At 32.4% G+C, this 25,691-nt stretch carries 27 protein-coding genes; 1 reads left to right on the plus strand and 26 read right to left on the minus strand.

Features of this window, described 5'->3' with window-relative positions; genetic code table 11:
- Nucleotides 1-3: 3 nt before the first annotated feature.
- From ACQY56_RS04380 to ACQY56_RS04400, 5 genes are all read right to left on the minus strand, one after another.
- The gene (locus ACQY56_RS04380; RefSeq protein ID WP_428739048.1) at nt 4-2,133 is read right to left on the minus strand and encodes a sensor domain-containing protein; all 2,130 of its coding nucleotides are present in this window, start codon (nt 2,131-2,133) and stop codon (nt 4-6) included.
- A 77-nt stretch (nt 2,134-2,210) separates the two neighbouring features.
- The gene (locus ACQY56_RS04385; protein ID WP_428739047.1) at nt 2,211-3,596 is read right to left on the minus strand and encodes an ATP-binding protein; all 1,386 of its coding nucleotides are present in this window, start codon (nt 3,594-3,596) and stop codon (nt 2,211-2,213) included.
- Nucleotides 3,597-3,605: 9 nt separating this feature from the next.
- Complete coding sequence (locus ACQY56_RS04390; protein ID WP_428739723.1) at nt 3,606-4,307, minus strand: response regulator transcription factor; 702 nt, start codon at nt 4,305-4,307, stop codon at nt 3,606-3,608.
- 87 nt (nt 4,308-4,394) lie between these two features.
- Nucleotides 4,395-6,515 (minus strand): cache domain-containing protein, encoded by a 2,121-nt coding sequence (locus ACQY56_RS04395; protein ID WP_428739314.1) that lies wholly within the window; start codon nt 6,513-6,515, stop codon nt 4,395-4,397.
- A gap of 136 nt (nt 6,516-6,651) precedes the next feature.
- Nucleotides 6,652-7,185, minus strand: a complete 534-nt coding sequence (locus ACQY56_RS04400; RefSeq protein WP_428739313.1) for a carboxymuconolactone decarboxylase family protein — start codon at nt 7,183-7,185, stop codon at nt 6,652-6,654.
- Nucleotides 7,186-7,278: 93 nt separating this feature from the next.
- Here ACQY56_RS04400 and ACQY56_RS04405 point away from each other — a divergent pair, with 93 nt between their 5' ends.
- Nucleotides 7,279-7,851: a TetR/AcrR family transcriptional regulator gene (locus ACQY56_RS04405; protein WP_428739312.1), complete on the plus strand. Its 573-nt coding sequence runs from the start codon at nt 7,279-7,281 to the stop codon at nt 7,849-7,851.
- Between the two features lie 8 nt (nt 7,852-7,859).
- Here ACQY56_RS04405 and ACQY56_RS04410 read toward each other — a convergent pair whose 3' ends face one another.
- From ACQY56_RS04410 to ACQY56_RS04510, 21 genes are all read right to left on the minus strand, one after another.
- Entirely contained in the window at nt 7,860-10,133 is a 2,274-nt protein-coding gene (locus ACQY56_RS04410; RefSeq protein WP_428739311.1) for an efflux RND transporter permease subunit, read from the minus strand.
- A gap of 10 nt (nt 10,134-10,143) precedes the next feature.
- Nucleotides 10,144-11,316, minus strand: coding sequence for a hypothetical protein (locus tag ACQY56_RS04415; protein WP_428739310.1), 1,173 nt, complete (start codon nt 11,314-11,316; stop codon nt 10,144-10,146).
- Complete coding sequence (locus ACQY56_RS04420) at nt 11,316-12,068, minus strand: outer membrane lipoprotein-sorting protein (RefSeq protein ID WP_428739309.1); 753 nt, start codon at nt 12,066-12,068, stop codon at nt 11,316-11,318. The genes ACQY56_RS04415 and ACQY56_RS04420 overlap by 1 nt, the downstream gene beginning before the upstream one ends.
- A complete protein-coding gene (locus ACQY56_RS04425; protein ID WP_428739308.1) occupies nt 12,069-12,347 on the minus strand; it encodes a winged helix-turn-helix domain-containing protein in 279 nt (92 codons plus the stop codon).
- Nucleotides 12,347-12,961, minus strand: coding sequence for a hypothetical protein (locus ACQY56_RS04430; protein ID WP_428739307.1), 615 nt, complete (start codon nt 12,959-12,961; stop codon nt 12,347-12,349). Before ACQY56_RS04430 ends, ACQY56_RS04425 begins: the two co-directional genes overlap by 1 nt.
- Nucleotides 12,962-13,034: 73 nt before the next feature.
- A complete protein-coding gene (locus ACQY56_RS04435) occupies nt 13,035-13,511 on the minus strand; it encodes a DUF1348 family protein (RefSeq protein WP_428739306.1) in 477 nt (158 codons plus the stop codon).
- Between the two features lie 52 nt (nt 13,512-13,563).
- On the minus strand, nt 13,564-14,121 hold the full coding sequence (locus ACQY56_RS04440; RefSeq protein WP_428739305.1) for a TetR/AcrR family transcriptional regulator: 558 nt from the start codon (nt 14,119-14,121) through the stop codon (nt 13,564-13,566).
- 44 nt (nt 14,122-14,165) lie between these two features.
- A complete protein-coding gene (locus tag ACQY56_RS04445) occupies nt 14,166-14,579 on the minus strand; it encodes a pyridoxamine 5'-phosphate oxidase family protein (protein ID WP_428739304.1) in 414 nt (137 codons plus the stop codon).
- A gap of 80 nt (nt 14,580-14,659) precedes the next feature.
- Nucleotides 14,660-15,532 (minus strand): helix-turn-helix transcriptional regulator, encoded by an 873-nt coding sequence (locus tag ACQY56_RS04450; protein WP_428739303.1) that lies wholly within the window; start codon nt 15,530-15,532, stop codon nt 14,660-14,662.
- Nucleotides 15,533-16,777 (minus strand): type II toxin-antitoxin system HipA family toxin, encoded by a 1,245-nt coding sequence (locus tag ACQY56_RS04455; protein WP_428739302.1) that lies wholly within the window; start codon nt 16,775-16,777, stop codon nt 15,533-15,535.
- Nucleotides 16,761-17,162: a helix-turn-helix domain-containing protein gene (locus ACQY56_RS04460; RefSeq protein ID WP_428739301.1), complete on the minus strand. Its 402-nt coding sequence runs from the start codon at nt 17,160-17,162 to the stop codon at nt 16,761-16,763. Before ACQY56_RS04460 ends, ACQY56_RS04455 begins: the two co-directional genes overlap by 17 nt.
- 97 nt (nt 17,163-17,259) lie before the next feature.
- Nucleotides 17,260-17,829 (minus strand): flavin reductase family protein, encoded by a 570-nt coding sequence (locus ACQY56_RS04465; RefSeq protein ID WP_428739300.1) that lies wholly within the window; start codon nt 17,827-17,829, stop codon nt 17,260-17,262.
- A 9-nt stretch (nt 17,830-17,838) separates the two neighbouring features.
- Complete coding sequence (locus tag ACQY56_RS04470) at nt 17,839-18,618, minus strand: PhzF family phenazine biosynthesis protein (RefSeq protein ID WP_428739299.1); 780 nt, start codon at nt 18,616-18,618, stop codon at nt 17,839-17,841.
- 42 nt (nt 18,619-18,660) lie between these two features.
- Entirely contained in the window at nt 18,661-19,071 is a 411-nt protein-coding gene (locus tag ACQY56_RS04475; RefSeq protein ID WP_428739298.1) for a VOC family protein, read from the minus strand.
- A gap of 38 nt (nt 19,072-19,109) precedes the next feature.
- Nucleotides 19,110-19,853: a DUF6597 domain-containing transcriptional factor gene (locus ACQY56_RS04480; protein WP_428739297.1), complete on the minus strand. Its 744-nt coding sequence runs from the start codon at nt 19,851-19,853 to the stop codon at nt 19,110-19,112.
- A complete protein-coding gene (gene rhuM, locus ACQY56_RS04485) occupies nt 19,850-20,707 on the minus strand; it encodes a RhuM family protein (protein ID WP_428739296.1) in 858 nt (285 codons plus the stop codon). Before rhuM ends, ACQY56_RS04480 begins: the two co-directional genes overlap by 4 nt.
- A 78-nt stretch (nt 20,708-20,785) precedes the next feature.
- A complete protein-coding gene (locus ACQY56_RS04490; RefSeq protein WP_428739295.1) occupies nt 20,786-21,136 on the minus strand; it encodes a hypothetical protein in 351 nt (116 codons plus the stop codon).
- A 3-nt stretch (nt 21,137-21,139) separates the two neighbouring features.
- Complete coding sequence (locus tag ACQY56_RS04495; protein ID WP_428739294.1) at nt 21,140-23,518, minus strand: HD domain-containing protein; 2,379 nt, start codon at nt 23,516-23,518, stop codon at nt 21,140-21,142.
- 40 nt (nt 23,519-23,558) lie between these two features.
- Nucleotides 23,559-23,987, minus strand: coding sequence for a GNAT family N-acetyltransferase (locus ACQY56_RS04500; RefSeq protein WP_428739293.1), 429 nt, complete (start codon nt 23,985-23,987; stop codon nt 23,559-23,561).
- Between the two features lie 59 nt (nt 23,988-24,046).
- Nucleotides 24,047-24,880, minus strand: coding sequence for an AraC family transcriptional regulator (locus tag ACQY56_RS04505; RefSeq protein ID WP_428739292.1), 834 nt, complete (start codon nt 24,878-24,880; stop codon nt 24,047-24,049).
- 332 nt (nt 24,881-25,212) lie between these two features.
- On the minus strand, nt 25,213-25,527 hold the full coding sequence (locus tag ACQY56_RS04510; protein ID WP_428739291.1) for a DUF2834 domain-containing protein: 315 nt from the start codon (nt 25,525-25,527) through the stop codon (nt 25,213-25,215).
- Nucleotides 25,528-25,691 lie beyond the last annotated feature (164 nt).

Raw genomic sequence — 25,691 nt, forward strand, 5'->3', positions numbered from 1 at the left:
GTTTTAAGTATATGAAAACGTTTGAAAATACCTCTGCATATCTTCTGAACTCATAGGTTTAGCAAAATAATATCCTTGTATCTCATCACAACCAAGCTTCGTTAACAATGCTAAAGTTTTTTTATCTTCAACACCTTCAGCTACTGTTCTGAGTTTAAAGTTTTTTGCCATCTGTATAATGGTATCAACAATTAATTTATCCTCTTGGTCGTGTAACATCCCAAATATAAAAGATTGATCAATTTTCAATTTATCTACAGAAAAACGTTTCAAATAAGAGAGGCTTGAATACCCAGTTCCAAAATCATCTATAGATAGTTTAATACCAAAATTTTTAAGCTTGTTGATGGTTTCCAATGTATTATCAATATCATTTATCAGCACTGATTCAGTCAACTCAAGTTCAAGACAACTTGGTGGAATTTTAGCTTTCAAAACTGCTTGTTTGATTATCTCTTCAAAATTTTTTCTTTTAAGTTGTATCGCAGAAATATTGATCGCTATAGTTACTTCAATCCCCATTTTGCACCAAATAGAAGCTTGTTTACATGCTTCATTAATGATCCACTCTCCAAGAGGTACAATTAAACCACTGTTTTCAGCTATTGGGATAAAGGTTCCTGGAGAGATCATCCCCTTTTGCGGATGATTCCATCTTATCAATGCTTCTGCACCTACAATTTTCTTTTCTATAATATCAATCTGTGGCTGATAATGCAAATAAAATTGCTTGTTTTGTAAAGCTACTTTAATCTCATTTTGTAATATAAACTGTGCTAAAGTTTCATTTTTCATCTTTTCAGTATAAAAATGATAAGCACTTTTCCCATCACGTTTAGCTTGATACATTGCCATATCTGCATTAGCAATCAAAGATTCAAAGTTCTCACCATGTTTTGGATAAAGAGCTATCCCTATAGAAGCTCTTATGACAAGTGTATTGTTTTCAATGAGTACATCTTCATCTGATAAACTAAGTATTTTTTCTACCTCTTTTTCAACAACTTCAATATCAGAAATATTAGGCATAAATAGTAAAAATTCATCTCCACCTTGTCTACAAAGGATATCTTCAGATCGAATATTCTCTTGTATCCTTTTTGCAAAACTTTTAATCACGCTATCACCAATCGTATGACCTAAAGTATCATTGATAACTTTAAAATCATCCATATCGATATATAAACATGCTACCATTTTTTTATTTTGATGAGCACTTGCACAAAGAGTTCTTGCAATCTCTCTTGCAGAGAGTCTATTTGGTAAACCTATCAAAGGGTCATGATGTGCTAAATACTCCATCCTTTTTTCAATCTCTTTTTTTTCGCTAATGTCGCGTACTATAGCGAGATTAAACTCTTTATCCCCATATTTAAAGTATTGCGCCCTCACTTCTACAGGATAAGCACGACCACTTTTAGAATAATGTTTTGTTTCTAAAGTTACAAATTTTCTCTCTCTAATCTCTTTAAAATGTTGTTCTATTTTTTCCTTCGTCATGACTACGTCTATATCTAAAATTCCCATGCCATTTAACAACTCTTCTTTTGTAAAACCTAGTTTATTTGCAGCAGTATTATTTACATATGTAAAATGTTGTGTTTCAATATCAATTAAAAATATAGATTCATAAGAGGTATTAATCGCTTGTGATAATATATAAATTTTTTCATCCAGCTCTTTTTTTTCAGTGATATCTCGTGCAACACCTATAATCTTGTATACTTTACCTGTATTATCAACTAGTGGAGAGAGTTTTGAATGAAAAGTTTTTGTACCTGCAGGTAACTTTAAAGTTATATGATAATCAATAGGTTTTGCAGCATCCACACATGCAGAATATTTTTCAATGAGCACATCTCTATTTTCATTATTTATCTCATCTAAATAAAGTCCAACTACCCTTTCTTCAGATAATCCACTTACATTTAGATATTCAGAATTTACCATTTTATGAATAAATCGACCCTCAGAAGTTACATCTACAATATACATGGGGTCTCTACTATAATTGAGTATCTGCTTACAATGATTATTGATCTCTGTATATTTTTTCTTTTTACAATTGTCTTTGCTAAAAAAACAAAAAGTTTGAAAAAAATGTTTAAAAACTTTTAAAGTACTAGTAAACATAAGACTTCCATTTAGTTTGATATAGTAGCTGATACTAACGTATATTCAGTCTCGAAATAGTCTCACATATCCATATGTCAACAAGGTACTACAATGGTAAAACATGCACCTAAAGAATTATTTTTCACATTGAGCTTTCCATTGAAATGTTTAACAATAATTTCATTTGCCATATGTAGCCCTAATCCTGAACCTCCACTTTTGGTAGATATATATCGTTCAAATACAAGTTCTAAAGGTGTAACCTTAATTCCACCAGCATTGTCTATAATTGTGATAATACAGTTTTTATTCTCAATCTTAAGATTTATATTTATGAAAGGATTTTTAACATTATTAGTTTCTAACGCTTCTTTAGCATTCACAAGAATATTTAAAACAGCATGAATAAACTCATTAGAATCTCCTTTTAAAATAGGATTTGCATTAATTGAAAAATGTAATTTCACACTGCTAGAACCTAAAGTATAATCAATAAGTTTTTTGATTGTTTCAAACTCTTTTGCAATGAAAAACTGCTCTTTAGAAGAACTATACTGAGCTAGAAACTTATAAAATGTATCTATAGTATCACTTAGATGATGAATCACCTCAAAACTATGATCTACAGAGTGTAAAATCTCTTTATTGGATATTTGCCCTTGAAAAAGTATTGTAGCTTTCAATTTATTTAAAATATTTGCTATGACATTGAGTGGTTGTTTCCATTGATGGGTGATATCAGCTATAACTTCTCCAATCATAGCATTTCTAGATTGCATAGAAAGTTTTATGTTGTCTAATTCTTTTTGCTTTATAATAGCATCTCTTTCTTCTTGAAGTTCTTTAATTTTTTTTGAGATAACAAATGATAAAAAAGCTATATTCCAGCTATCTGCAACTAAAACTACTAATGAAGCATGTTGATAATCTTGAATATTATTAATAGCCAATATATAAATCAAGATAGCAATTAAAAGTGGAAAAATCGCTAAAAAATACTCATAAGAATTTGGTACATTATGTTGTATAGAGTAGATTGTAATACCCAATGTTAAACTAAATGCAATTAAAGCAGATAACGAAGCAAGTTCATAACCTGCTCTTCCTTCCAATAAAAACAACAATCCAAAAGTAACAACTAGAGAAATCCCTATAGAAAAACGGTAAAGTTTAGGAAAATATTTTTTTGTTTCATTGAGACATAAAGTTAAAAAGATTAAAGCAAGATGATAACACTGTAAAAAAACTGTCTCTGTAGAAAAGGAAAGTAGATCATATGGCATATCTGAAACTAACTCTTCTCCTCCATCTGTTATAGCTATGATTCCACCAAAAACAGCTACTACATATATAGCAAAAATCAGATATGATCTCTCTTTTGTATATAGATACAAAAGAATATGATGAGAGAAAACCCCCAAACAATACCCCAAAAAGGCAATTAAAAAAAATAAATGAAAATTTAATAAATCTATAGACATAGATAGTGATTAAAACATACTATTAACATTAGAGATATCAATCCTATAACCAATACCTCTAACTGATATGATAATTTCACCATTTAATTTTTTTCTTAATCGTAAAACTAAATTTTTCAATGCTGAGTCACTCATAGGATCTAATGGCCAAAGAATTTCAGAAATTTCACTTTTTGTTACTGTACGATTTAGATTATCTATGAGCAATTTCAAAAAATCATGTTCTCTAACTCCCAAAACTATGAGATTTCCATCATGATAAAGCTCTTTTGTCGCAGTATTATAATAAAAACTTTTTCCTAAAGAAATAATACTTTCTCGTATGGGTAAACGCTGAAATGCACTTTTTAATGCAGAAACTAATTGATTTAACTCAACTGGTTTGATAAGATACGCATCTATTGAAAGATTTACAACATCCAATAAAAACTTTTTTTCCGTATAGCTTGTCATCAATACTATTGGGAATTGATAGTCTTCTTTCCTTATCCGCCGTATTAAAGACACTCCATCTCTTTTTGGCATTTTTATATCAGTTATTAATATATCAGGTGTCTCTTCTTCATAAAGGCGTAGCGCTTCTTCTCCATCTTCAGCTACTAAAACTTCTTTAAAGATCATAGTTAATACTTTAACCATTTCTGTACGCATTGCGATATCATCTTCAGCAAATAGTACCGTTTTAGATTTCAAAAATAAAGAATCACGCATCAATGTATGTACCTATTTTCATACCCTTTAATTTTTCTTAAAATTATAACACAATTTCATATTAACATATTTAAATAAAAATATATATTATTTGACTAATGCATTAAGAGAAACAAAAAGTTCTTTTGATGCATCTTCAGTTTTTTGGAAAAGCATCAATATCTCTTCATGTTCAACATTCTCTTGTTGCATCAATTCTATAGCTTTTTGGATACTTTTATGTACTAATTTATGTGGCGCTTCAATAGTACTATAGGCACTTTTATGGCTAAATGTTTCTGCTCCTTCATCGTAATACCATTTACTAAAACTACAACTTTTGTAATCATTAAAATTTTGTTTACTACTTCCATCAAAAACAGATGCATACGATGTAGTTTTATAGTTCATATGATCTAATTTTGCGACATTAACAAACATCTCTTCACCAATAGTTTGATTGTATGATTTTATTACTTCAATATTATGTATCATCTCATTGAGCGTATTTTTAAATTCATCTAACATAAGCTGTGATGATGATGCAGATTTATCAATTTTTTCACTATTTTCCGTCATTGTAGTAGAGTTTTGTTTTAAGATACTAATGTTTGCTTCAACCTCTTGTGTAGCTTTTTGGGTACGCTCGGCTAATTTTCTTACCTCATCAGCAACAACAGCAAAACCACGTCCATGTTCACCTGCACGTGCAGCTTCAATAGCAGCATTTAAAGCAAGTAAATTAGTTTGATCGGAAATATCTTTAATGAGTGTTATCACACTAAATATCTCTTCAACATTTGAATTTAAATGTTCTGCTGATGCTCTTGAATCACTAATCATCTCAATAATATTTGTAATTAAACTAATCAATTCATCTGTAGAGAGGGTTACTTTATTGATCACTTCAGCTGTTTGATTATTTAAATTATTTACCTCTTTTACCTTTTGTATATTTCCTTGCATACTACGATTTAAATCAGCTATATTATTTTCAGTTCCATCTATCATTTTATGTGAAAGGTCTAAATAAAATTGACTTTTTTCAAGCGCTTCTCTTACATCTTTAGCAGAATTTTCTGCTTTTATTGTTTCCTCTTTGGCTTGGTTTGATAACCCCTCAACTTTATCTAAAAATATATTAAAACTTTTACTTGCATGTCCCAATTCATCCTGTGAAACAATTGGTAATCTTTGCGATAAATCTGCATCGCCTTGAGCTAATTCTGCTGCCACTTTGTCAAGGTTTATTATAGGAGTTGTAACTCCTTTTTTTATTACAAGTAGTAAAAAAACTAAGATAAAAATATCGATAAAAATCATGATGTATATTTGTCGAAGGAGTGAAGTTTCAGCACTATCTATAGTATGCTCAATCTCTGAGCGTTTTTTTGCGATAAGTGCATACCCAATAATTTGATTAGAAAAATCTTTGATTGGCTCAGTAGCAATAAAATAATTTTTCTCTTTTTCTAATTTTGTAATATTTTGAAGATTTGTACTTGCTAACTCATTAAGATACTCTCCATCCACTGCACTTTGTTTTACAGCAAGTGTATAATTACCTAGTTTTGGAGCATCTTTAAGTGCAGTAGCAACATTCAAGTACTCATTTTTTATAACAATAGCTATATCAATTCCATAGTTTTTACGAGCATTTTTCACTATAGAGTTCAACCCTTGCATAAACTCAACAGAACCTAAATATTTATCATCTTCATCTATTACAGGTGAAAGTCCCCTTAAAACCAGACCTGCTCGTCCAAGCTCTATAGCAACAAATGGCTTTTTCTCTTTTTTTACTTGTACAATAGTTTTTCTAAAACTACTTAAATCATCCCCAAATTTTTTAGGCTGCCAAACTCTTAAAAAACTTTTGATATCAGCATCATGGATATGGATTTTAATGTTTTTTAGATGTGTATTTTCTTTATACTTTTTTGAAAAACGCTCTAAACCTGAAATGGCAATAGCTCTATTGTTATCTTGCAAGGCTTTAATAACAAAATAGTTTTCCGCTATATCTATAGCATTTGTTAAACCTATATCTTCTTTACTTTGTAATAAATCATTATACACTGCACGGAGATTTGTTTTTTCTTGCTTATATACATCTTCTTCAATACTTTGAAGTGAATAATAATAATTTATTCCTATAATTACAAAACCTAAAAGTATAGATACAACTAATGGAATATGCAACTTTTGACTAATACTAAGATTCTTCATGACGACCCCTTTTTACATATTTTTATAAAAAGGAGATAATACATAAAATATAGTCTTATCTTGGTCTCAACCTTTTACCTTTTGTATCCACTCTTGTGTACTCATCACACACGAGGAGCTTCCCTGTAAAATACTCTCACTCATAACTATCCACTTTAAAAGTGTTAAACAACAAATCAACCGCTACCATTCTTGTAGCATGGGAAGTTGCATCGAGTATATCTTGATCGCTCCAGCCAAAAGAGCGTAATATGTTCATATCGTTTTCATCTACGCTTAGAGAATTTTTTACAGCTTTCATAACAAACATAAGCATGGTTTTTTCATTTTCTGCTAAATTAGCTTGGCTAACATCTTCACGCATTGCATTCACTTGATCTAAACTCCAACCAGCTTTATTTACCAACATCGCAGTATTGAAATCTATACAAAAATCACACTTTTGGTTTGTAGACACTAGCACACGTATCGCTGCTAAAAGTGGCAAAGAGAGTGTTTTATGATTTGCATAATACTTTATAAACTCTAGTTGTTGACGCAGTAGCTCTGGACTTGAGCTAAAAATCTTATGAGAGTTCATAACATCGCCTCTAATCTCTACAATCTCTTTATAAATCTCTGCTAGTTCACCTTGTGCTTCATCTCTTTGGTATGTTTTTATAATAGCCATAATTTATCCTTTTTAATTTAGTTGACTAAACAGTCAACAAAAGTATAACACCATTTGACCACTTAGTCAAGTAGTTTGTGTTATAATTCAAAAATGAAAGAACATACAAGACAAAAACTGATCGATGCAACTTATGAAGAGATCTACTCAAACGGCTACCAAGGGGCAGCTCTAAGTGAGATACTAAAAAAAGCAGGTGTACACAAAGGCTCAATGTATCACTACTTTGAAAATAAAAAAGATATGTCTTTAGTTGCCATAAACGAAAAAATGGATGCAAGATTTTTTGAGAGATACGGCAAAATTTTGGAGTTGCAAAACGGTTTTGTAGATGCACTTATTGCTGGTTATAAAGACACTACCAAAAGAGATTTTAAACGTGGTTGTCCAATTGCGAATATAGTGCAAGAGATGTCTAACATAGATGAAGATTTTAATCTCACTATGAAAACAGTGTATGAAAAATTTAGGGCTAATATAAAAAATATACTCGATAAAGCTGTAGAGGTCAAAGAGTTTAAACCTTGTAACACACAAAAACTTGCCCTCTATATCTCCGCTGTGTTAGAGGGTGCTATCTTAGCAGCCAAAGCGAGTGGAGATGAGCAAGATTTTCTCGATACCATTGAGATTTTAGAGGAGTATCTCAAAGAGTTTATCCTCTAAATTAAGAACTACTTTTCATCCCTGTCTGCAAATGTCAGCAATGCAGGTAACAGTAGCAAGTCTATTACCAGTGCAAGTAAAAGTGCCGAAGCTGTAACAATACCAAAGTTTTGGTTTGGCGAAAAGCTACTAAAGGCAAAAAGCGAAAACGAGATGCTTAAAATCAATGTCGTAAACAAGATAGCACGTCCCGCGAAATGAAGCACATCATCAAACGCCTCACTCAAACTATGCCCCGCTTTTCGAGCATCAAAGTACTTAACCAAAAAGTGAATCGTATCATCGACTGCCACACCGATGATGATAGCACCAGAGATCGCTACACCAATGTCAATGTTGATTCCAAGCCAACCCATAAGCCCAACAACCAGCATTACAGGCAGGATGTTTGGTAAGATAAATATCCATAGTAGCTTTACACGTCTAAAGATAAGAAGCATGACTAACGATACTAAAACAACAGCCATTGAAAGTGAATACACAAGCGTATCTGTAACATCTCTTTGCATATACGCATACATAACAGCTTGACCATCTAGTTCTACCTTGTAAGGTGTTTTTGCCCACCAACCATAAGCATAATCTATCATTTTGAGATCAAGTGAAGTATCTACAATATTTACCTGTGCACTGATTCGTAGTTTTTGCTCGTTTATATCCATTTTGTCACTTATCTCCATCCCTTGAGGTAATGAAAGAGAGTATAACAATAGATATTGTGCTATAAGGTTTTGGTTATTTGGTATAGACTCTTTTGAGTTGAGTACTAAGTTAAACCGCTTAACAACATCCATAAGTGAACTCATGTGTCTTACATTTACAAACTTGCTTTGGTAATCTTGGTAAAACTTCTCTACTGTTTTCATAAACTCTGGGTCTTTGATGCCATCTTTTTTACCACTATCAACTACAATCTCATACACCATAGGACCCGTCAGGTTTTGCATCAAAAATTCTGAAGCTTTTCTAATGTCTACATTTTTATCAAAGTAGCGAATTGTGTTGCTATCAACTTTAACTTTAAACAGACCGACAGCTAAAATCCCAAAAATAATCGTAGTAATAACTATAATCTTTTTGTTATTTTTGAGTATAAAATCTCCATAACCTATATATTTATGTTCACTCGCTTTTTCGATCACTTCTGCTTTCATATTCTTTTTAAGTAGTAGTAAAACCGCAGGTACCCAAACAACCGAGATAAGAAATGCAAGTATAGCCCCGCTTGATGTTGCAATACCAAGAGTAAGTACAGGAATCACTTTTGAGATTACAAGTGTCGCAAAACCAATAGCAGTAGTGAGTGAAGTTAAAAACACGGCAAGGAAGTTTTTTTTCAAACTCTGTAAAACCGCCTCTTTGTTGTCTACACCCTCTTTTTTAAACATTAGCCAAGTCATGTACATATGCACTGCGTCTGCTATACCGATGGCGACTACAAAAACAGGCAGATTTGCCGTAAAGTTATTTAGTTTGTACCCAAGTAAAACCTGAACCGAGAGTACTATCATAAATGTAAATACGACAACGCCTATAGGAACAAATGTGCCGCTGACTCGTCTAAAAAGAGCTAAAAGTAAAATCATGGAAGCGATGATGACAAGCGGAGTAAAAGTAGCGGCATCTTGCGTTCCGATGTCTATAAACGACTGATTAAGTTCCGGACCGCCGAGTAACTTATAGTCATACCCAGTGCGTTTTATTTCAGGCGCCAAGATCGCATTGACCAGTTTCATAATCTCAACGCTTTTATCGCTCTCATCATTTACTTTTGGCACAAGCCTTGCAGAGATCATCGTAGTTTTTGCATCACGCGAGATAAATCCATCAACTATAAGTGAGTCATTTACCGCTATCTCGCGTCTGTTTTTAAGATAGTTCTCATCGGCGTCCTGAATGTCTTGGATAAAATCCTCGACTATGACATCATCGGGGTTCTCTTTAGATGCGTGAACGTACTGATAGTTTGTGATAGAGTCAACTCTGGCGATATACTTCATCTTCCAAAGCGCTTTTGTGATGTTGTCTATACTTTGCAGCGCTTTTTTGTTAAAGATGCCGTTCTCGTCTTTAAAGGCGATTACCACCGCATCATCGTTACCGAAAATTTTTCTAAAGTTGTCATAGTCTATAAGAGTTTTTGACTCCTCCCCAAACCAGATGCGATAACTGCCGTCTATCTCTAGGTACTTCAAGTTCGATGCCAAAGCCAGTACCAATAACGGCACACCTAAAGCTATAAACCATCTAAACTTATGTAAAAAATCAACGTATTTTTTCAAACTTTATCCTTTAAAAGTAGTATCCAAACTCGAATTTAAATCTATCTAACTTTTCAAATGCAGAATCATCGCTAGGTGAGAGATGCAGATATGAGAGCTGCAGTTTATACTTATCATACACTCTTGTATCGTATTTGAGCGTATATATCTTCTCTTGGTTGTCAAAATCTATATCCATTCCAGCCAAAAGTTCTGAACTGTATATATCATTCATTGAGAGTCTAAAGCCAAATGAAAGATCATTTTGAAAAAAGTAGCTAAAATCTTTTGCACCTAACTTTGTATCATCTCTTGCTTCGTAGCGGTAATACTCTGCTAAAAGTCCTAAATCTCTATCTCCCCAGAAACCATACAATGTATGCTCCAACCCCACTCCAAGCTCACCATAATCTGATACAGTTTTATCATCACTTAGAGCATAAGCAGCCTCTGTTTTATAGATAGTATCACCTAAAACTAAAGTAGCGTACCCCAATAACTTATTGACTATATAAGCGTTTTGTTGCAGACTTCCTTGGTTAAACGTTATATAGCGTTGCGAGTCATAACCGTTTTCATAGACGATGCCGTAATCTATCTGAATCTCATCGCCAGTACCACCATATTTAAGATATATAGATGGTCTTGACTTGCTTTTTTGCGTTTTGAGTGTATCGTTATATGGGACTGGAAAAAAGTTATTTACCGATTTGGCATCTTGCATCTTCTGTTTCTCTTCATACAATTTTACAATTAACGAGAGTTCTGAGTTTCCAAAGTACTTTGTATAAGCCACGTTCCATGCACCAAGCTTACTATCATAATCGTACGGGTCGTCTGCTATGTTTTTGGCATTAAAAACATCGGTGATGTTATAAAACTCCAGTGCCCCCCAAAACCTTGTATTTCGCCCTATTAAAATATCACTGTCTTGAAAATTGTATTTATAATAGAGATCATTAAACTCAATAAATCTACGATTTTCATCATCTTTATCAAGCAAACCTATCACTTTAAGTGCTACTTCACTATCTTCAAACTTCGTTTTCAACTCCGCTTCAAGACGTAAAGCCAAAGCATTATCTCTTTTATTTTGCATATTATGGTTGAAATACTGTGCTTCTACGCCTATATTTCCTTTGTACTCAAAATCATAAGCACTCAAAACAATAGGAATGAGGGATACTAAGAGAAACTTTTTCATTAATCTTTAAGACTTCTTTTTCCAAAGTCTCGCTCACTAAGACCCGCTTTTATTTTATCTTCAAGCCAAATTAAAATAGTCCCTTTATCATTTTGATAGTTTTTCATCTCTATCTTTCCAACACGCCATACACCATCTATCTTTTTATAGCCAGAAAAAATAGCTGTCTTTAAAAGTTCACTTTTGCGATCGTAATAGTCTACTCTTTGGATTAAAAAATCTTTTGTATCTACCCAGCTTACCTGTTTTGTATACCCTGAGTTCTCATCTTTTGGTATCCTCTCACCTTTGTAACACTCTATGCCATTAAGTACTTCTATCTGTGGCTCACCACTGTAACTGTACTTTTTATAGTTTTGATTTCCAATATCCTCATACGAGAACTCACTGCCCATAAAAGAACCTGACTTATTACTGCTTGCAATTCTTTTTACCCTCTTTAACGCTGGAAGATAAAGCCACTGATCGTCATCGCTATCGACATGCTCATACGTTAAAACCTTCGTTCCCTTTACATCTGCAGGAGATAAAAACACCGATAAAGTTTTATCGGCATCTTTACCTTCAAGTGATTTCATATTTAACTCTCGTACACTCTTTTGTCCACTTGCATTTATAAGTGTCATCTGTGTATGTGCTATGGAGCTTACAAATCCGTTAGTAGTTTCATCAGCCTTTTTGGCTATCTCAAGATTGCTTAGTGCCATCAAACTTGAAGCTATAAGCAGTGATAGTGGTAGTAGTTTTTTCATTTAATTCTCCTCAATAAATTTTTTCAGCTCTTCAATGTAGTTTTTAAAAGCTGCTTTTCCTATGTCAGTTATATGCACAACAGTTTTTGGGCGTTTGCCCTCAAAACTTTTCTCTATTTTTACATACTCAGCCTCTTCAAGTTTTGCCAAATGTGACGCTAGATTACCATCAGTCACATCTAACATCTCTTTTAGCGCACGAAAAGGCAGCTCATCATTTGAGATAAGCAATGAGATAAGTTTTGATCTTACTGTTTGATGCAATAGCTGGTCAAACACTACTCTTCCCTTTTTAGTTTCATTGCGATTACTATAGGTGCAATACCAAGTAGCAAGAAACTTGCAAACTCAGAGATATAAAATAGTGGTGAAGTAAGATCAGATAAATCAGAGCTAAAAATCATTGCTATCACTAACAATATTGATGTCCCCATAGCGATGTTAGAAACTATTGAAAATATGCGTATATTTAAGATATATCCTACCGCATAATCGCCAAATCCACATAAAAACAGCCATAGAGCAAACAATGGGATTATCAAGTCATACTTTGCAAACAAAGCAGAGAGTGTAACTGCAAACAATGTCAAAAAAAAGTACATTTTGGAGATAAATTTCTGTTTTTTAGTACAACTCTCTATGTCATAGTCGGCATTGACTTTTTTTATCAATACCCTCTCTGTCATAAAACCGATACCCATCATAACAACTGAGAAAATCGTTCCATAAAGAATGGAACTTTTTATTAAACCCGGCATTACAAATGTCATAATGGAGCCTATAATCCCCCACACTATAAGCGCATTATAGTTATAAGGGAAAAAAGAGTCTTTATCTAGTAAAGCTGACTTTATATCCTTTAAATACTGTAATGCTTCGTTTTTTTCACTCATTAATTTTCCTTTGCAAAGTACTTTGTTTTACAAAGTATATTATAAATCGAAGTCTATTGTCAAGAGTTATATTTTATAATCCCATAGTACTTAATGAAGGATAATCATCTGGTCGAATGTTATCTTCTTCCCATAAAAAGAGTCTTTCACTGCCTTTAATAGCAACATCATTAATACTTGCATAACGTTTTTGCATGAGTCCGTTTGAATCAAACTCCCAATTTTCATTCCCATAACTTCTAAACCACTCTCCTTTGTCATTGTGCCACTCATACGCAAAACGCACAGCGATTTTATTTTCGCTAAATGCCCACAACTCTTTACAGAGTTTATACTCTAACTCTTTGGCAAACTTCTCCTCCAAAAAGCTTATAATCTCTGCTCTGCCATTTATAAAGAGATTTCTATTTCTCCAAGCACTCTCTTGTGTATACGCCATCGCTATTTTTTTAGCATCTTTTGAGTTCCAAGCATTTTCTGCCATTTTTACCTTTTGTGTCGCACTTTCAAGATCAAATGGCGGTAGCGGTTTTTTTTGTTCTATTTGCATCTTTTCTCCTTATTCAACCAAACGATTGTTTGATTAATTCAAATAAAAAAAATTACTCTATTAAAGAGATAATTTTTTCACCAACTTTTAGATAATTTTCCGAAGACCCATAAAGATTCATCATCATTATCGCACCTTGTGTAAGTGCTACATACTCTTGTGCAAGTTCATGTGCTTCTTTGTCTGTGTACTTTGCGCCAAATATCTTTGCCAAAGCATCTTCCCAAGCACTAAAGTAAGCTTTTATTTCCTCTTTAAAAGCCAAGTTCTCGTGAGAAACTTCTAGGGCTAAATTTCCAAGTAAACAACCACCCTCACTATGTAAAAAATAATCGTCCGTTTTTTGTACAAAAAGTTTGATTTTTTGCACATTGCTAAGATCTGATCGAACAGCAAGAGAAAAAATATGCTCACAAAAATAGTCATGGATATACTTCAAAGACTCTAACCCAATCTCATCTTTACTCTTAAAATGGTGGTAAATACTCCCTTTTATAAGCCCACACGCATCTGCAATATTTGCCATAGAGGTGTTGTAATAGCCACGAATTTTAAAGAGTTTTATCGCTTCTTGCAATATCTCTTGACGCGATGTTTTTTTAATAGCCATATTTTTCCCAAACGGTTGTTTGGCAAATTGTATCTTTTTTAAACTTAAAAATATACTACCTCAAGATCATCTTCATGCAAGTTATCTGCTAACGTCCAAAAAGTAGCCTTTGAATCACTCAAACCTAAAAGCAAAAACTCCTCATCATCTACACTAAAATCTTTGAGATACTCACGTGTATCGATGAGATGTTGTTTTATCTTTTTATCATCTAAAATTTTAATAGTTGTGCTGATGCGTAACATTTTTGAAAAATCGTGGGCTAGATAACATAACTGCACTGCTTGATTTTTTAAAAGCTGTTTGCCAACATTTTTATTTGCCGAGGTTGTGAAATAAATCTTATCCTCTATGATATTGGTTAAAAACCCTCGAACCTGTGCCCTTTGTCCATCGCAAGATGCAAGTGTACATACTGGTTGCATCCCTATAAACTCCAAAATATCTTTATATTCCATAACGTCTCCTTATTTTGCGTTATGATATAAAAACTCATGCGTTAAAAACTATAAATATCCTCTTGAAAAATATAAAAATCTTACTTTTTTACCCGTTTCATAAACGCTTTTGGTGTCTCACCATAAGTTGTTTTAAATATCTTTGTAAAGTAGGCAGGGGAGTTAAACCCACATTGGCGTGATACTTGCGTTACACTTAGTTGTGCACTTAAAAGCATCTTTTTACTATTTTGCAACCGTATATGTTGTAAATAAGCCGTAGGAGTAATTTTCATAGTCTGCGTAAAAAGTTTTGTAAAATGGCTTTTTGACAACCCTGCACTCTTTGCAATCTCCTCCAAAGAGAGTGCTTTTTCATAGTGTGCATTTATAAATTTTACTGCTTCATTGATGCGTTGGTTTTGAGGCATGTGAAAATCATCATTTTGCTCTTTGCACACTACTCTTACAATCTCATAGGTTATAAGTTTTGAAAGATATTCTAAAATATTGTGCTTAGATTTATGGGTGTTTTGTGATTCTAAAATAAACTCTTTAACCAACATATCAAGTTTTGTATTTTTAATCTCATAAACCTCTGCTTCAAAAACCTCCACTACGTCACTATACTCAAGCAAAACAGTTTCAAACGCATTTTTTTCTATACATATGGCACAATATTTTGGAGGTAGATAGTTTTGTACTTCATGATGCAAAATATTAGGCGAAATTGCCATGATCGTATCTGGCTTAGTTTGGAGTTTTTTATCTCCTATATACACCTCACTTTCACTATCATATGGCAATACAAACATATAAGCAGGATGGGAATGTTCAGGGGTTATGGCATAACCACAATTACCCCCAATAGGCAAAAACATAGCAAACCACTCATGTACGTAACAATCAACAAATGCAAGTTGCTCTTTGGTGATGCTTTGCCCTACCAAGGATTTTATTGTCTCTAATTGCATCTAAAACCTACTGTTTTGAAGTACTTTATCTATCTTGTTTTGCGAGATATCAAGCTTTTTTGCTTCCTCTGCAAAACTCGTTATAAAATACTGCTTCATCTGTTTCACTAGCTCTTCTACCTCTGCATCAGTTGCTATGGAAAACATACGCGATACACTTTTTATATCTTCTAGGGTAAAGTTGTCTCGTTTGCCATTTATACTTAGTTGGTGGTGTGCCGTGTAGTCATTTCCTTTGTTGTAAGTGATGTCATACAAAGGTGCACATCTCCATATCCCCATCTCATCCATCAAAAAACTAAAGTTCTTTGTATGATCATCTTGGTTGCACGTGATGACATTGTAAAGCATATGAACAAAAGCGTTTTGCAGTTGTGTTTTATCTTTTGTTAAGTACTCCACAACCCGTAAATACTCCTCATAAGAGTAACTTCCAGGGATGTTAAAGTTTGAGTGTGTCAAACCACACAATGAGTGCATATGAATTTTTTTATCCCCTTTACGATCAAAATGTTTAATGAGAAGATGACTAAAATCTCTCTCGTGAAATATAGAAACATCCGCAACATTAAGCCCTAACTCTTTGGCTATTTTCATGTAGATATACTCCACTTTGCCATACTCTGCTGGAACATACTCTTTGCCTACCCCATCGAACTTGATGATGTACTCTTCAAACCCCTCTTTGTGTGCTAATCTTCCAGAAATTACACTATTTGTCTTTTTGTTCCACTGTATAACCGCTTTAGCTCTAGCCCCTCCAGCACTTCCACCAGAAGATATAAGCTCAGGAATAGCCACTGAGATATCCCCTTGAATGATCGCTCTTGCATCATCTACTAAAGATTTTATCTCCAAAGACTCTTTTAAAAATGGAGTTGGCTCACTTGGGATGTACTCCAAAGCACCCATCCCGCTTTGACCGATGTAGGCTAGTTTTTGGATAGGATTTAGTTGATACTCGTTAATCCCCTTTTGTGCATAGTAACGTTTGATAACTTCATTTCCAAATCTATCTGGCAGGGAGTCAAAGAACACCCCAGCTAAACCTTCAAAAAATCTATCGTCATTATTTGTATAGATTGAAGTTGTAGCAAGAGGCAGTTTTATGGGCGATATCTCTAAAGCTGTTTTTTTAAATGTCTCTTCGTATTCAAAGTAAACATTATGCTTCTGATCTAACGAAAGATAGCCAACTGTTTTGTCATAGAGTTTGACTATGAGCGAATCAGTGCTTACTTTCATTTTTCGCCTTTATTTGCTCTATCAACGAACTAAGTGTTTGGACTTCATGCTCTGTATTTTCAGTAGTTTCTATCTTATGCATTTGGGAAGAAGCTCTTTGTCGCTTTGTTTTTTTCTCAGTATCTCCAAGTGCCTTTTCTTTTGGAGAAAAATCGCTCTGTACAAAAAGATTGTTTAACTCTGAAATTTTCCCAAAAGCTTTTAGTATATTTATAAAATGTTCAAAACTCCCTTTGCCACTTTTTTCAAAGATTTTATACGTCGATAAAGAGACTCCAACTTTTGCAGCCATCTCCTCTTGGGTAATATTACGTTTTAATCTTTCGTTTTTGATCTTTGTTGCAAACTCTAAAAGTATCTCATTTGTTGTGCTAAACTCATTCATTCATACACCTCAATAGTTTAAATATAAACTTTTATATCTATATTTACTATATTACAGTTTATTTTTAAACCATTATAGCATAAATTATAAAATAAAACTATTTCACTCGTATACTATCAACCAAATACTCAATCCCAACTCGTCCAATATTTTCTAAATGGATATGCCCTTTTTCATCTACATTTTGATTGTCGATATACATCCGTTTGACTTCTAAAATAACAGGCTCAAATCTACTTCCAACATCTACTGTCTTTACAAACTCACAAAAAAGTGCACATTTGGCATCTGCAACCATTGGTGGGAAACCCTCTAACACTTTTTTAGTCTCTATATCAAAATGCTCACACTCACTCACCTCCTTTGGCAAAGCCTCAGCCGAATTTTTAAGATCATCTAAAAGTTCCTTGTGTGCAAAGTTTATCGTGCATACTTTGTTTTTTAGTATGTTTGCTAATGTATCTTTAGGTTCGCCATTTTCTTTGTGACCTATGGAAACAATTACCAAAGGTGGTTTTGAGCTAAGCGGTGTAAAGTAACTAAAAGGAGCTAAATTCACAATATCTTCATCTTCCGTTGTTATCCAAGCGATTGGACGAGGAAAGATTGTATTGCTCATTGTTTTGTATCTTTGTGTTTCATCCATTGTTGCAAAATCTAAAATCATTGTGTCTCCTTATATCTCTATAACAGCTTCAAAAAACTTCACACCAGACCCAGCAATAGTTACCCGATCACCTTTGAGTGTGCAAAAAACCTCTCCGCCACGTTTGGAAATTTGTTTGGCTTCAAAACTGTTTTTGCCCAGTGTTTCATTCCAATAAGGAACTAACTGTGTAAATGCCGAACCAGTTACAGGGTCTTCGTCTATGCCATACTTTGGAGCAAAAAACCTACACACAAAGTCGTATGTTTCACTTTTCGCAGTGATGATTACACCACGTGCATCAATGTTTTTCAACTTTTCTAAAATAGGTTTTGCATTTGCAATTTCGTTTTCATTTTCAAAAACAACAAGATAATCCATCGCTTGATAACACTCTTTGATCGGAGTACTAAACGCTTCTTGTAACTCTTTTGGTATTTCACATTCTTCTAACTTTTGAGCTGGAAAATCCATAACATATTTGTCATGCTCTTTTTGTACTCGTAATAATCCACTTTTAGAATCAAATACTACGGTATCTCCACTAAAACCTAATAACTCAAAAAGCACATAAGCACTAGCTAATGTTGCATGTCCGCACATATCTACCTCAGCCAAAGGTGTAAACCAACGTATATGATAATGTCCACCCTCTTTAACAAAAAACACTGTTTCTGAAAGATTATTTTCCATTGCAATTTTCTGCATCAGTTCATCATCTAACCAACTCTCTAAAGAAACAACTGCTGCGGAGTTTCCTTCAAAAACATTTTTTGCAAAAGCATCGATCTGGTACATTTTTAATTGCATTGCATACCCCTATATAGTTTAAAAATTTATCATATCATTTTTTTAAACTCTTGAAGCAAACCCCAAAATATACCCATTAATATCTTTAACATAAAACTCTCTTTGTCCATACCAAGTTGTGTGTATCTCTTTATATATCTCCACTTTATTTTGTAGCTGTTTGTACAAACTATCTGCATCTTCTACGTCCACATAAAAGGTTAGTGATGCTCCTATGTTGTCAAAAAATACTCCTACATCTTCTTGTAAACTCTCAACACTTTGTAGCATCAAAGAAACTCCATCATTAATAATCATCGCCCAGATATACTCTTTGCCCTCTTGTAACTCTGTATCAAAGCCATCTTTTTGTGCATCTACTGCCATTTGTAACTCAAACCCAAAATGCTCTTTATAGTATCTCACTGTTTCGTTTATGCTTTTTACTGCCATATTTGGTACCAATGTTTTCATCATTCATCCTTTAATTTTTGAGCAAGTATAAAATAAATCTAATTTTTTGTATTGTAAAAAACCGACATTATCTCATGAGTTGGTGTAAAGTTGGAAAATTTTTTAAACTCTTTATTGAGATGGGCTTGGTCACAATATCCATAATCATATGCTTTAAGTGAAAGCTCTTTTTTATCTTGTATAAGCTCTTTAAAAAGAGTAAAAAACCTTACAATATTACAAAACTTTTTAGCCGAATATCCTACATAGTTTTGAAACAGTCTCTCAATCTGTCTACTGCTAAGGTGGAGCTGTTCTTGAAGCTTACTTACTTGAATATTTCCTTGAAAGTCAACTATAAACTCTATCGCTTTGGTGATGCTTTGATTTAGCTCTATGTTTTCAAACTCTTTTTCAAATATGTCATTTAGTTTTAAAACTTTTTTTTGTTCATCTAACTCTTGAAAATCAAGCCAACTAAAAAGCTCCAAAGATAGCTCTTGCAAAAACACTTTTTTATCTGTAAATTCACTTGCGTTTATCTTTAAAAGCTGCGGTAAAACTGATGGTTTAAAGCGTATACCAAAAGTATACTCCCTTGGTTTTGCACTCACTATGAACGCTTCACTCATAGCCCCAATGCAAAGTATTTTTCCATCTTGATAGATGATATCCATACATCCATCAGGCACGATAGGTATCTGCACATCTTTTGTATAGATATTTTTTACACTCCAATAAGCATCTATGCAGTTTTGAAGTTTTAGTGATGGTGTATATTTTTTTATATCAAGCTGTTTCATTTCAACCTTTCTAAAACTTCCAAAGCCTCCATCTCAAACTTTGAAAATGCAAACCACTTTTTGCCCAAATCTTTCAAACTCGCTCCGATGTGATAGACCTCTTTTTGATCAAGTATCAAAAATCTATCGTGAGCTTTTTTGAACTCTTGAAGTTCAATATTTTTATATTGTAGCTTGTATTTTTGAAAATCTAACTGTAACTGTTTTGAGATAGTCTGAGTATAAATTTTTATCTTTACCTCAGGATACTTACTAAAGAGTGTAAAAACTGTGTCGTCTATATAGTTATCTATCAATACCACTTCACTTTTTGCGCCTTTGAGTAGATCATTGACAAAAGCATACGCATCATAAATCTGCCCGTCGTAAAATATTCCATTTTTAGATTGCAAAGTAGTATTTTCTAAGCCTTTTGAGATATTCTCTACTTGTGATTTTAAAAGTGACACATCATTTTCAAGCTCTTTAAATCTTTGATGTGTAATCTTTTCAGAGTTTATCACATAGCCATTTTGGATGTAATTTTTAAGTATATTGGTAGCCCATTGTCTAAACCTAATCGCTTTTGGTGAGTTTGTTCTATATCCTACTGCTAAGACAATATCTAAGCTATAAAAACTTACAGGTTTATCAGAATTTGCAATATGCATTTTTTGCATATTGCTTTTTTCATCTACCTCATTATCTTTAAAAATATTATTTATATGCCTACTGATAACACTTTGATCTTTTTCAAAAATATCACTCAACTGTGCTTGTGTTAGCCAAATAGTTTCATTTTTTACTGAAATATTTAACTCCAACTCTCCATCGTTATATATAACTGTACCCAATTTGTTGTGTTCATTTGCCATTGTCAGTTCCTAGCATTTATCTGAACTATACTAGCAAAAGAAGTTATTTACATTGAAAAATATGGCATTTTGTAATATTTATTTGTAGCGAATTTCCACTTCAAAATGCTCTCTCAAACCAACTGCCTGAGCGTCGATCTCTGCTTGTAGTGGACTGTCTTGCTCCATGATAAACACTATCTTTTTACAGTTGGTTTGCAACACCCTTGGCAAAAGCTCCCCTATAAGCCACTGTGTATCTTCTGCTTCATTTTCAAAGCCGTTTGTGGTGTCGGTGATCCATGTTGTTGCATTTGTCTCTTGTAACAATTTTAGTCCAAACTCCAAAGGTTCTCTATAGTAATTACCTTTGCAAAACTGTAACCACTTACATAAAACGGCGTTTTGATTTTCTATATAATTTACTTTACAGAATTTTGTTTTGTACATTATTTACCTATTTAATAAAATACTATCTTCACTATAATACGTGTCTATAAATTCTTTTAGTAAAATTTTTTCATCTGATGTTAAATCAAAGTTTTTTAAAGCATACTCATGAATTATTTTATTATCTTTTATATTTAAACATAGATTAGATATATAAATAAAGTCAACTTTTTGTTGTTTTGTGAAATGTGTGTTAGTTTTTATATTCTTTATATATATTTCTTTATTAGAAATATAATTGTCATTACTAAAAAATAAAATAGAATTTATATCTTTATGCAATAAGTTTACATTTTCAATAATATATACAGGAGTATAATATTTTTGATAAACATTTGCTTTACTTCTTATGTCATTTATATAAAGGCTTAAATCATTATTATTACCAAAAACTTCTAAAGCGTAATCAGTAGATGATACACCCTGATAAACTTCTTCATAGATAAAATCATTTTTTAAAAATATATATACATATCCTTTAATATCATCTTTTAAACTATTAAAAGCTTCATGCTCATCTAAATAAAATGTCTGTGAAAGAGTATTGTATTTTTCATTAGCTGAAAAATTTAGGATAGGAACTTTACAATATTGAATTTGATTATTTATGCTAATATCATCTAAATCAAGTTCTTTAATGTCCTTTAATTTAATTAAATTATCTCCATTAAAATATAATATCGAATTGATATTATCGTATTTAGTGTCAAAAGATTTAAAGTATTCATGTTTATTTAAGTGTATAGTACCAAATAGATTTTTAGCATATTTATTAACATCTATAATATATTCACTTTTTTTTATTTCGTTATCTGATTCAATACTGATACTATTTATTTTAATATCAAAATCTTCTAATAAAATATTCTCTGTTATAAATGCTGATAATAACTCTTCTAAATCATCTTCTATGAAATCCATAGCATTTAGTACTGTTTGATAGTTGAGAATGATTTCTGTTCCTGAATCATTCTCATAATTCTCATCTTCTATAAAAGAGATATATTCACTGTTTTGTTCTAAGTCAATAGTGTATTTATATTTGTCATTTAAGTATTTTGTAACAACTTGTACATTTTCTGATAGCATGAAGCAAGATAAAAAGCCTATACCAAAATTACCAATAGGTTTATATGAGTGTTCATAGTTTAAAAAATCTGGTGATTTATAGTAAGATTTTCCTATATTTAGAAAATATTTTTTGATAATATTTTCATTCATACCCATACCATTATCTTTTACAATAAATTGGTTTTTGTCTTTTAATATATTTATATCAATTGTAGGTTTATACTCATTACTTAACTTTTCTTTTTTTACCATACAAGCATCTATAGAATTTTGAAGTAGTTCTCTTAAGCCTAATGATTTTTTACCATATACTGATTCACCCATAAGTAAACTTGTTATCGCTTGATAATCCATATTTAACTTTAAATCAGGAACTGTATATCCAATAGGTTTAATATTATTTTGAACTTTAGTATTTAAATCTAAAAGATATTTCTTTTTCATATCAGATGTTTTTTCAACGGCAATAGTTAGTTCATTTTCAATCCATTGAACATAGTTTAAAAGTTTTCGATGTACTTTTATATCTTTTACACTGCCATCAAGTCTTACAAACTTTTTATTATTACGTTTAAAAATTTTCTTTGTATTTTCTACAGATAAATTTTTTAACCACTCTTCATTACTATATTCATTCAAATTTAGACTTTTATACAATTCAAAAGGTGTTCTAGTAGCATCAATATCTAATATATCTGCTACACGTAGTAAAATAGCTATAAATTGAGGGTTATAGGGATAATCTCCCTTTAAACTATCAATGTGTAATTGGCTTAAATATGTTTCTGATTCTGTATGACTTTGACAAATCAGTCCTAAATCTTTTGCAAAAGATATTGAAGTGTTTGGTAATTGAAAATATTCGTTATACACATTATTAATCAAATCATTTGCAATTTTTCCATGTTGCAATCGAATAACTTCTTGTAAGGCAAATTCTTCAGAAGCACTATTTTTCTTTATAAGATCAAAACTTTGTCCATATAAATATTTAGATGTGTTATTTTTGATTTTTGAAATTTCTTCATCAGCAAGAGACATTCCGATATCATGAAATAATGCTGCATAAATCATCAATGCTAATTCTAACTGATTAAAATCATCAATATTTTGTTGTATCAATTCATACATAGTATCCATAATATTAATTGAATGTTTTATGTCATGGTTCGTATAATTAGGAAAATTAATTGTAGTTTTTTTGTTGATTAACTCTTCAATAATGTTTGATATTTCTAAAACTTTAGAAGCAAATTCTTTATCTTTCTTTTTTAACTTTTTAAATAATTTAACATCTTGAATAGTATTCATTTTTGTTCCATAATATTTTTAAATAAATTATATCTAAAAACTATTTTATCTCACTAACAAACCCCCACTCCAAAACTTTCTCACGGTTTTTAAAAATCGCCATTGCCGTGTTCATTTTATCGAACCCTAGTTTTGCATAAAATGGCTCTTTGCCTATACTCGCGTAAAGGATGATCTTTTTATGATCTTGGGAGAACTCTACCAGTTTTTTTACGATCGCTTTGCCGATTCCTTGTCCTTGGTACTCAGGGTGGATCGCTACGTCGGCTAGGTAGGAGACATCAACACCATCAGCTAGTGCTCGACCAACACCTATGAGTTTGTCATCATCATACACAAAACATTTGTATCTGCTATTTGTGAAAACTGTTTTTAAATCTTGTGGGTCTTTATTTCCAAGTGGGGCTATTTTGTAAAGCTCTGAAAGTGCATCCCAGTCAACATTTTCACATTCATATATCCATTTCATTGTAAACCTGATTTTTTTATTTGATTATAACTCGATTTACAATGAAAATCTATATGAAATCATTTTATGGGTATATAAATCTCTGTCTTTAAGTTTTGCGGTTTTGTGCGTCTTGGGTCACGGTTGAGATACTTCTCAAAGGCTGGTACATCACGCAGTTGTATGTCATTGGTTTTTACCCAACCATTGAAGATTGCATCATAGGTATCTTTTAGTTTTGTATACTCCCCTTTATGTAAAAACACTGCGTATTTTCCACCCTCTATTTGTTGGCGTTTTATCCCCTCTGGTAACTCCAATTCATCTGTAGCACTTACACAAATATCACTTCTTAGTTTATCTTTATCGGTGACATTTGGATCATCATACGAAACCATATAAGTAAAAGCCTCTTTGCCCATCACGTTTTTTTTGAACTTAATTTTTTGAGTATATAAAAATCCCATGATTTTTTCATAAGCATCACCCACTTTCATATAATCTCCGACATGTCTTACACTGTACACCTCTATAGGACTCATTGTCTCTACTCTGATTGGCTCTATCATAACAAACTCCTTTAATGGCAATGGTATTTTTTTATATTTGCTAGGAGTTGTGCCAAACATCTCTTTAAATGCCTTGTTAAAAGCTGATGGGGTATGATACCCAGCTTCTATAGCAACATTTGTAATGTTTTGGTGAAAGTAGTTTAACCTGTATGCAGCTTTTTCTAAACGGATACGTTTGATGTATGTTTTGAGATTTTCCCCCACATATGCACAAAAAAGACGATGAAAATGAAAGTAAGAAAATCCAGAGTACTCTATAACCTCATCTACAGTGATAAAATCTAGCTCATTCTCAATCTTCTCAAGCACTTTGTCTATGATTTGTTGATTAAAATTTTTCATAACTACCTCGCAAATATTATACCAACTGCAACTAACTAGACATACGAAAAACGTTCATCGTGTGTTGTAGAGCAAGGCAAAATAACACAGGAGCTACTGGTAGCTTCAAGTTGTTTTAACGCAGCACTACAATACACGAGGAACGCCCAAAGGGTAAAAAATAGCTCATCATCTAGCTTCGTTAGATTATTTTGAAGCTACTAGTAGCTCCTGTAATAATCTGCCTCGTAGCTAATAAGCTCTTTTTTATTTTGCGTATGTCTAGTTAGTTGCAGTTGGTATTAGAAAATTCTAGCCCTTTTAGTGAAGCAAAACTACGCCAAAACTGCTTTTTATATTTTTGAAGTATGAATCTCTTTCATATATAAAAAAAGTGGTAAACCAAATGAAACACCAACGCTCAATGTTGCAACTATAGGTAACCACAACTTTTGCATACTAAGACGTTTGCCATCATAAATGATGAATGCTATAAGTACAAGTGCGGAGATAAAAACATCAGCCCAAGCAAACAAGGAGAGTTTTGAGCTAAAAATCTCATCAAAAAAAAGTGCTATATCAAAACCATGTTCTGACAACCAAGATAAAAAGAGTGCATAGGGTAATACAAACCCAAGTATAGAAGCTAAAAGATAGATATTTTTCACAAAAAACTCCTTGATTTTTTACACAATTATACTCGTATAGACATAATAGAATACTTACAAGCAAATCACTTGTCACTAGTTGAACACTATGATTAACATTTGCTAACATAAAATGGCGTTGCCATATAGAGCTTGTAATTATACTGAACACTTGAATGTGTTGT

The organism is Sulfurimonas sp., assembly GCF_050296975.1.
Classification (GTDB): Bacteria; Campylobacterota; Campylobacteria; order Campylobacterales; family Sulfurimonadaceae; genus Sulfurimonas.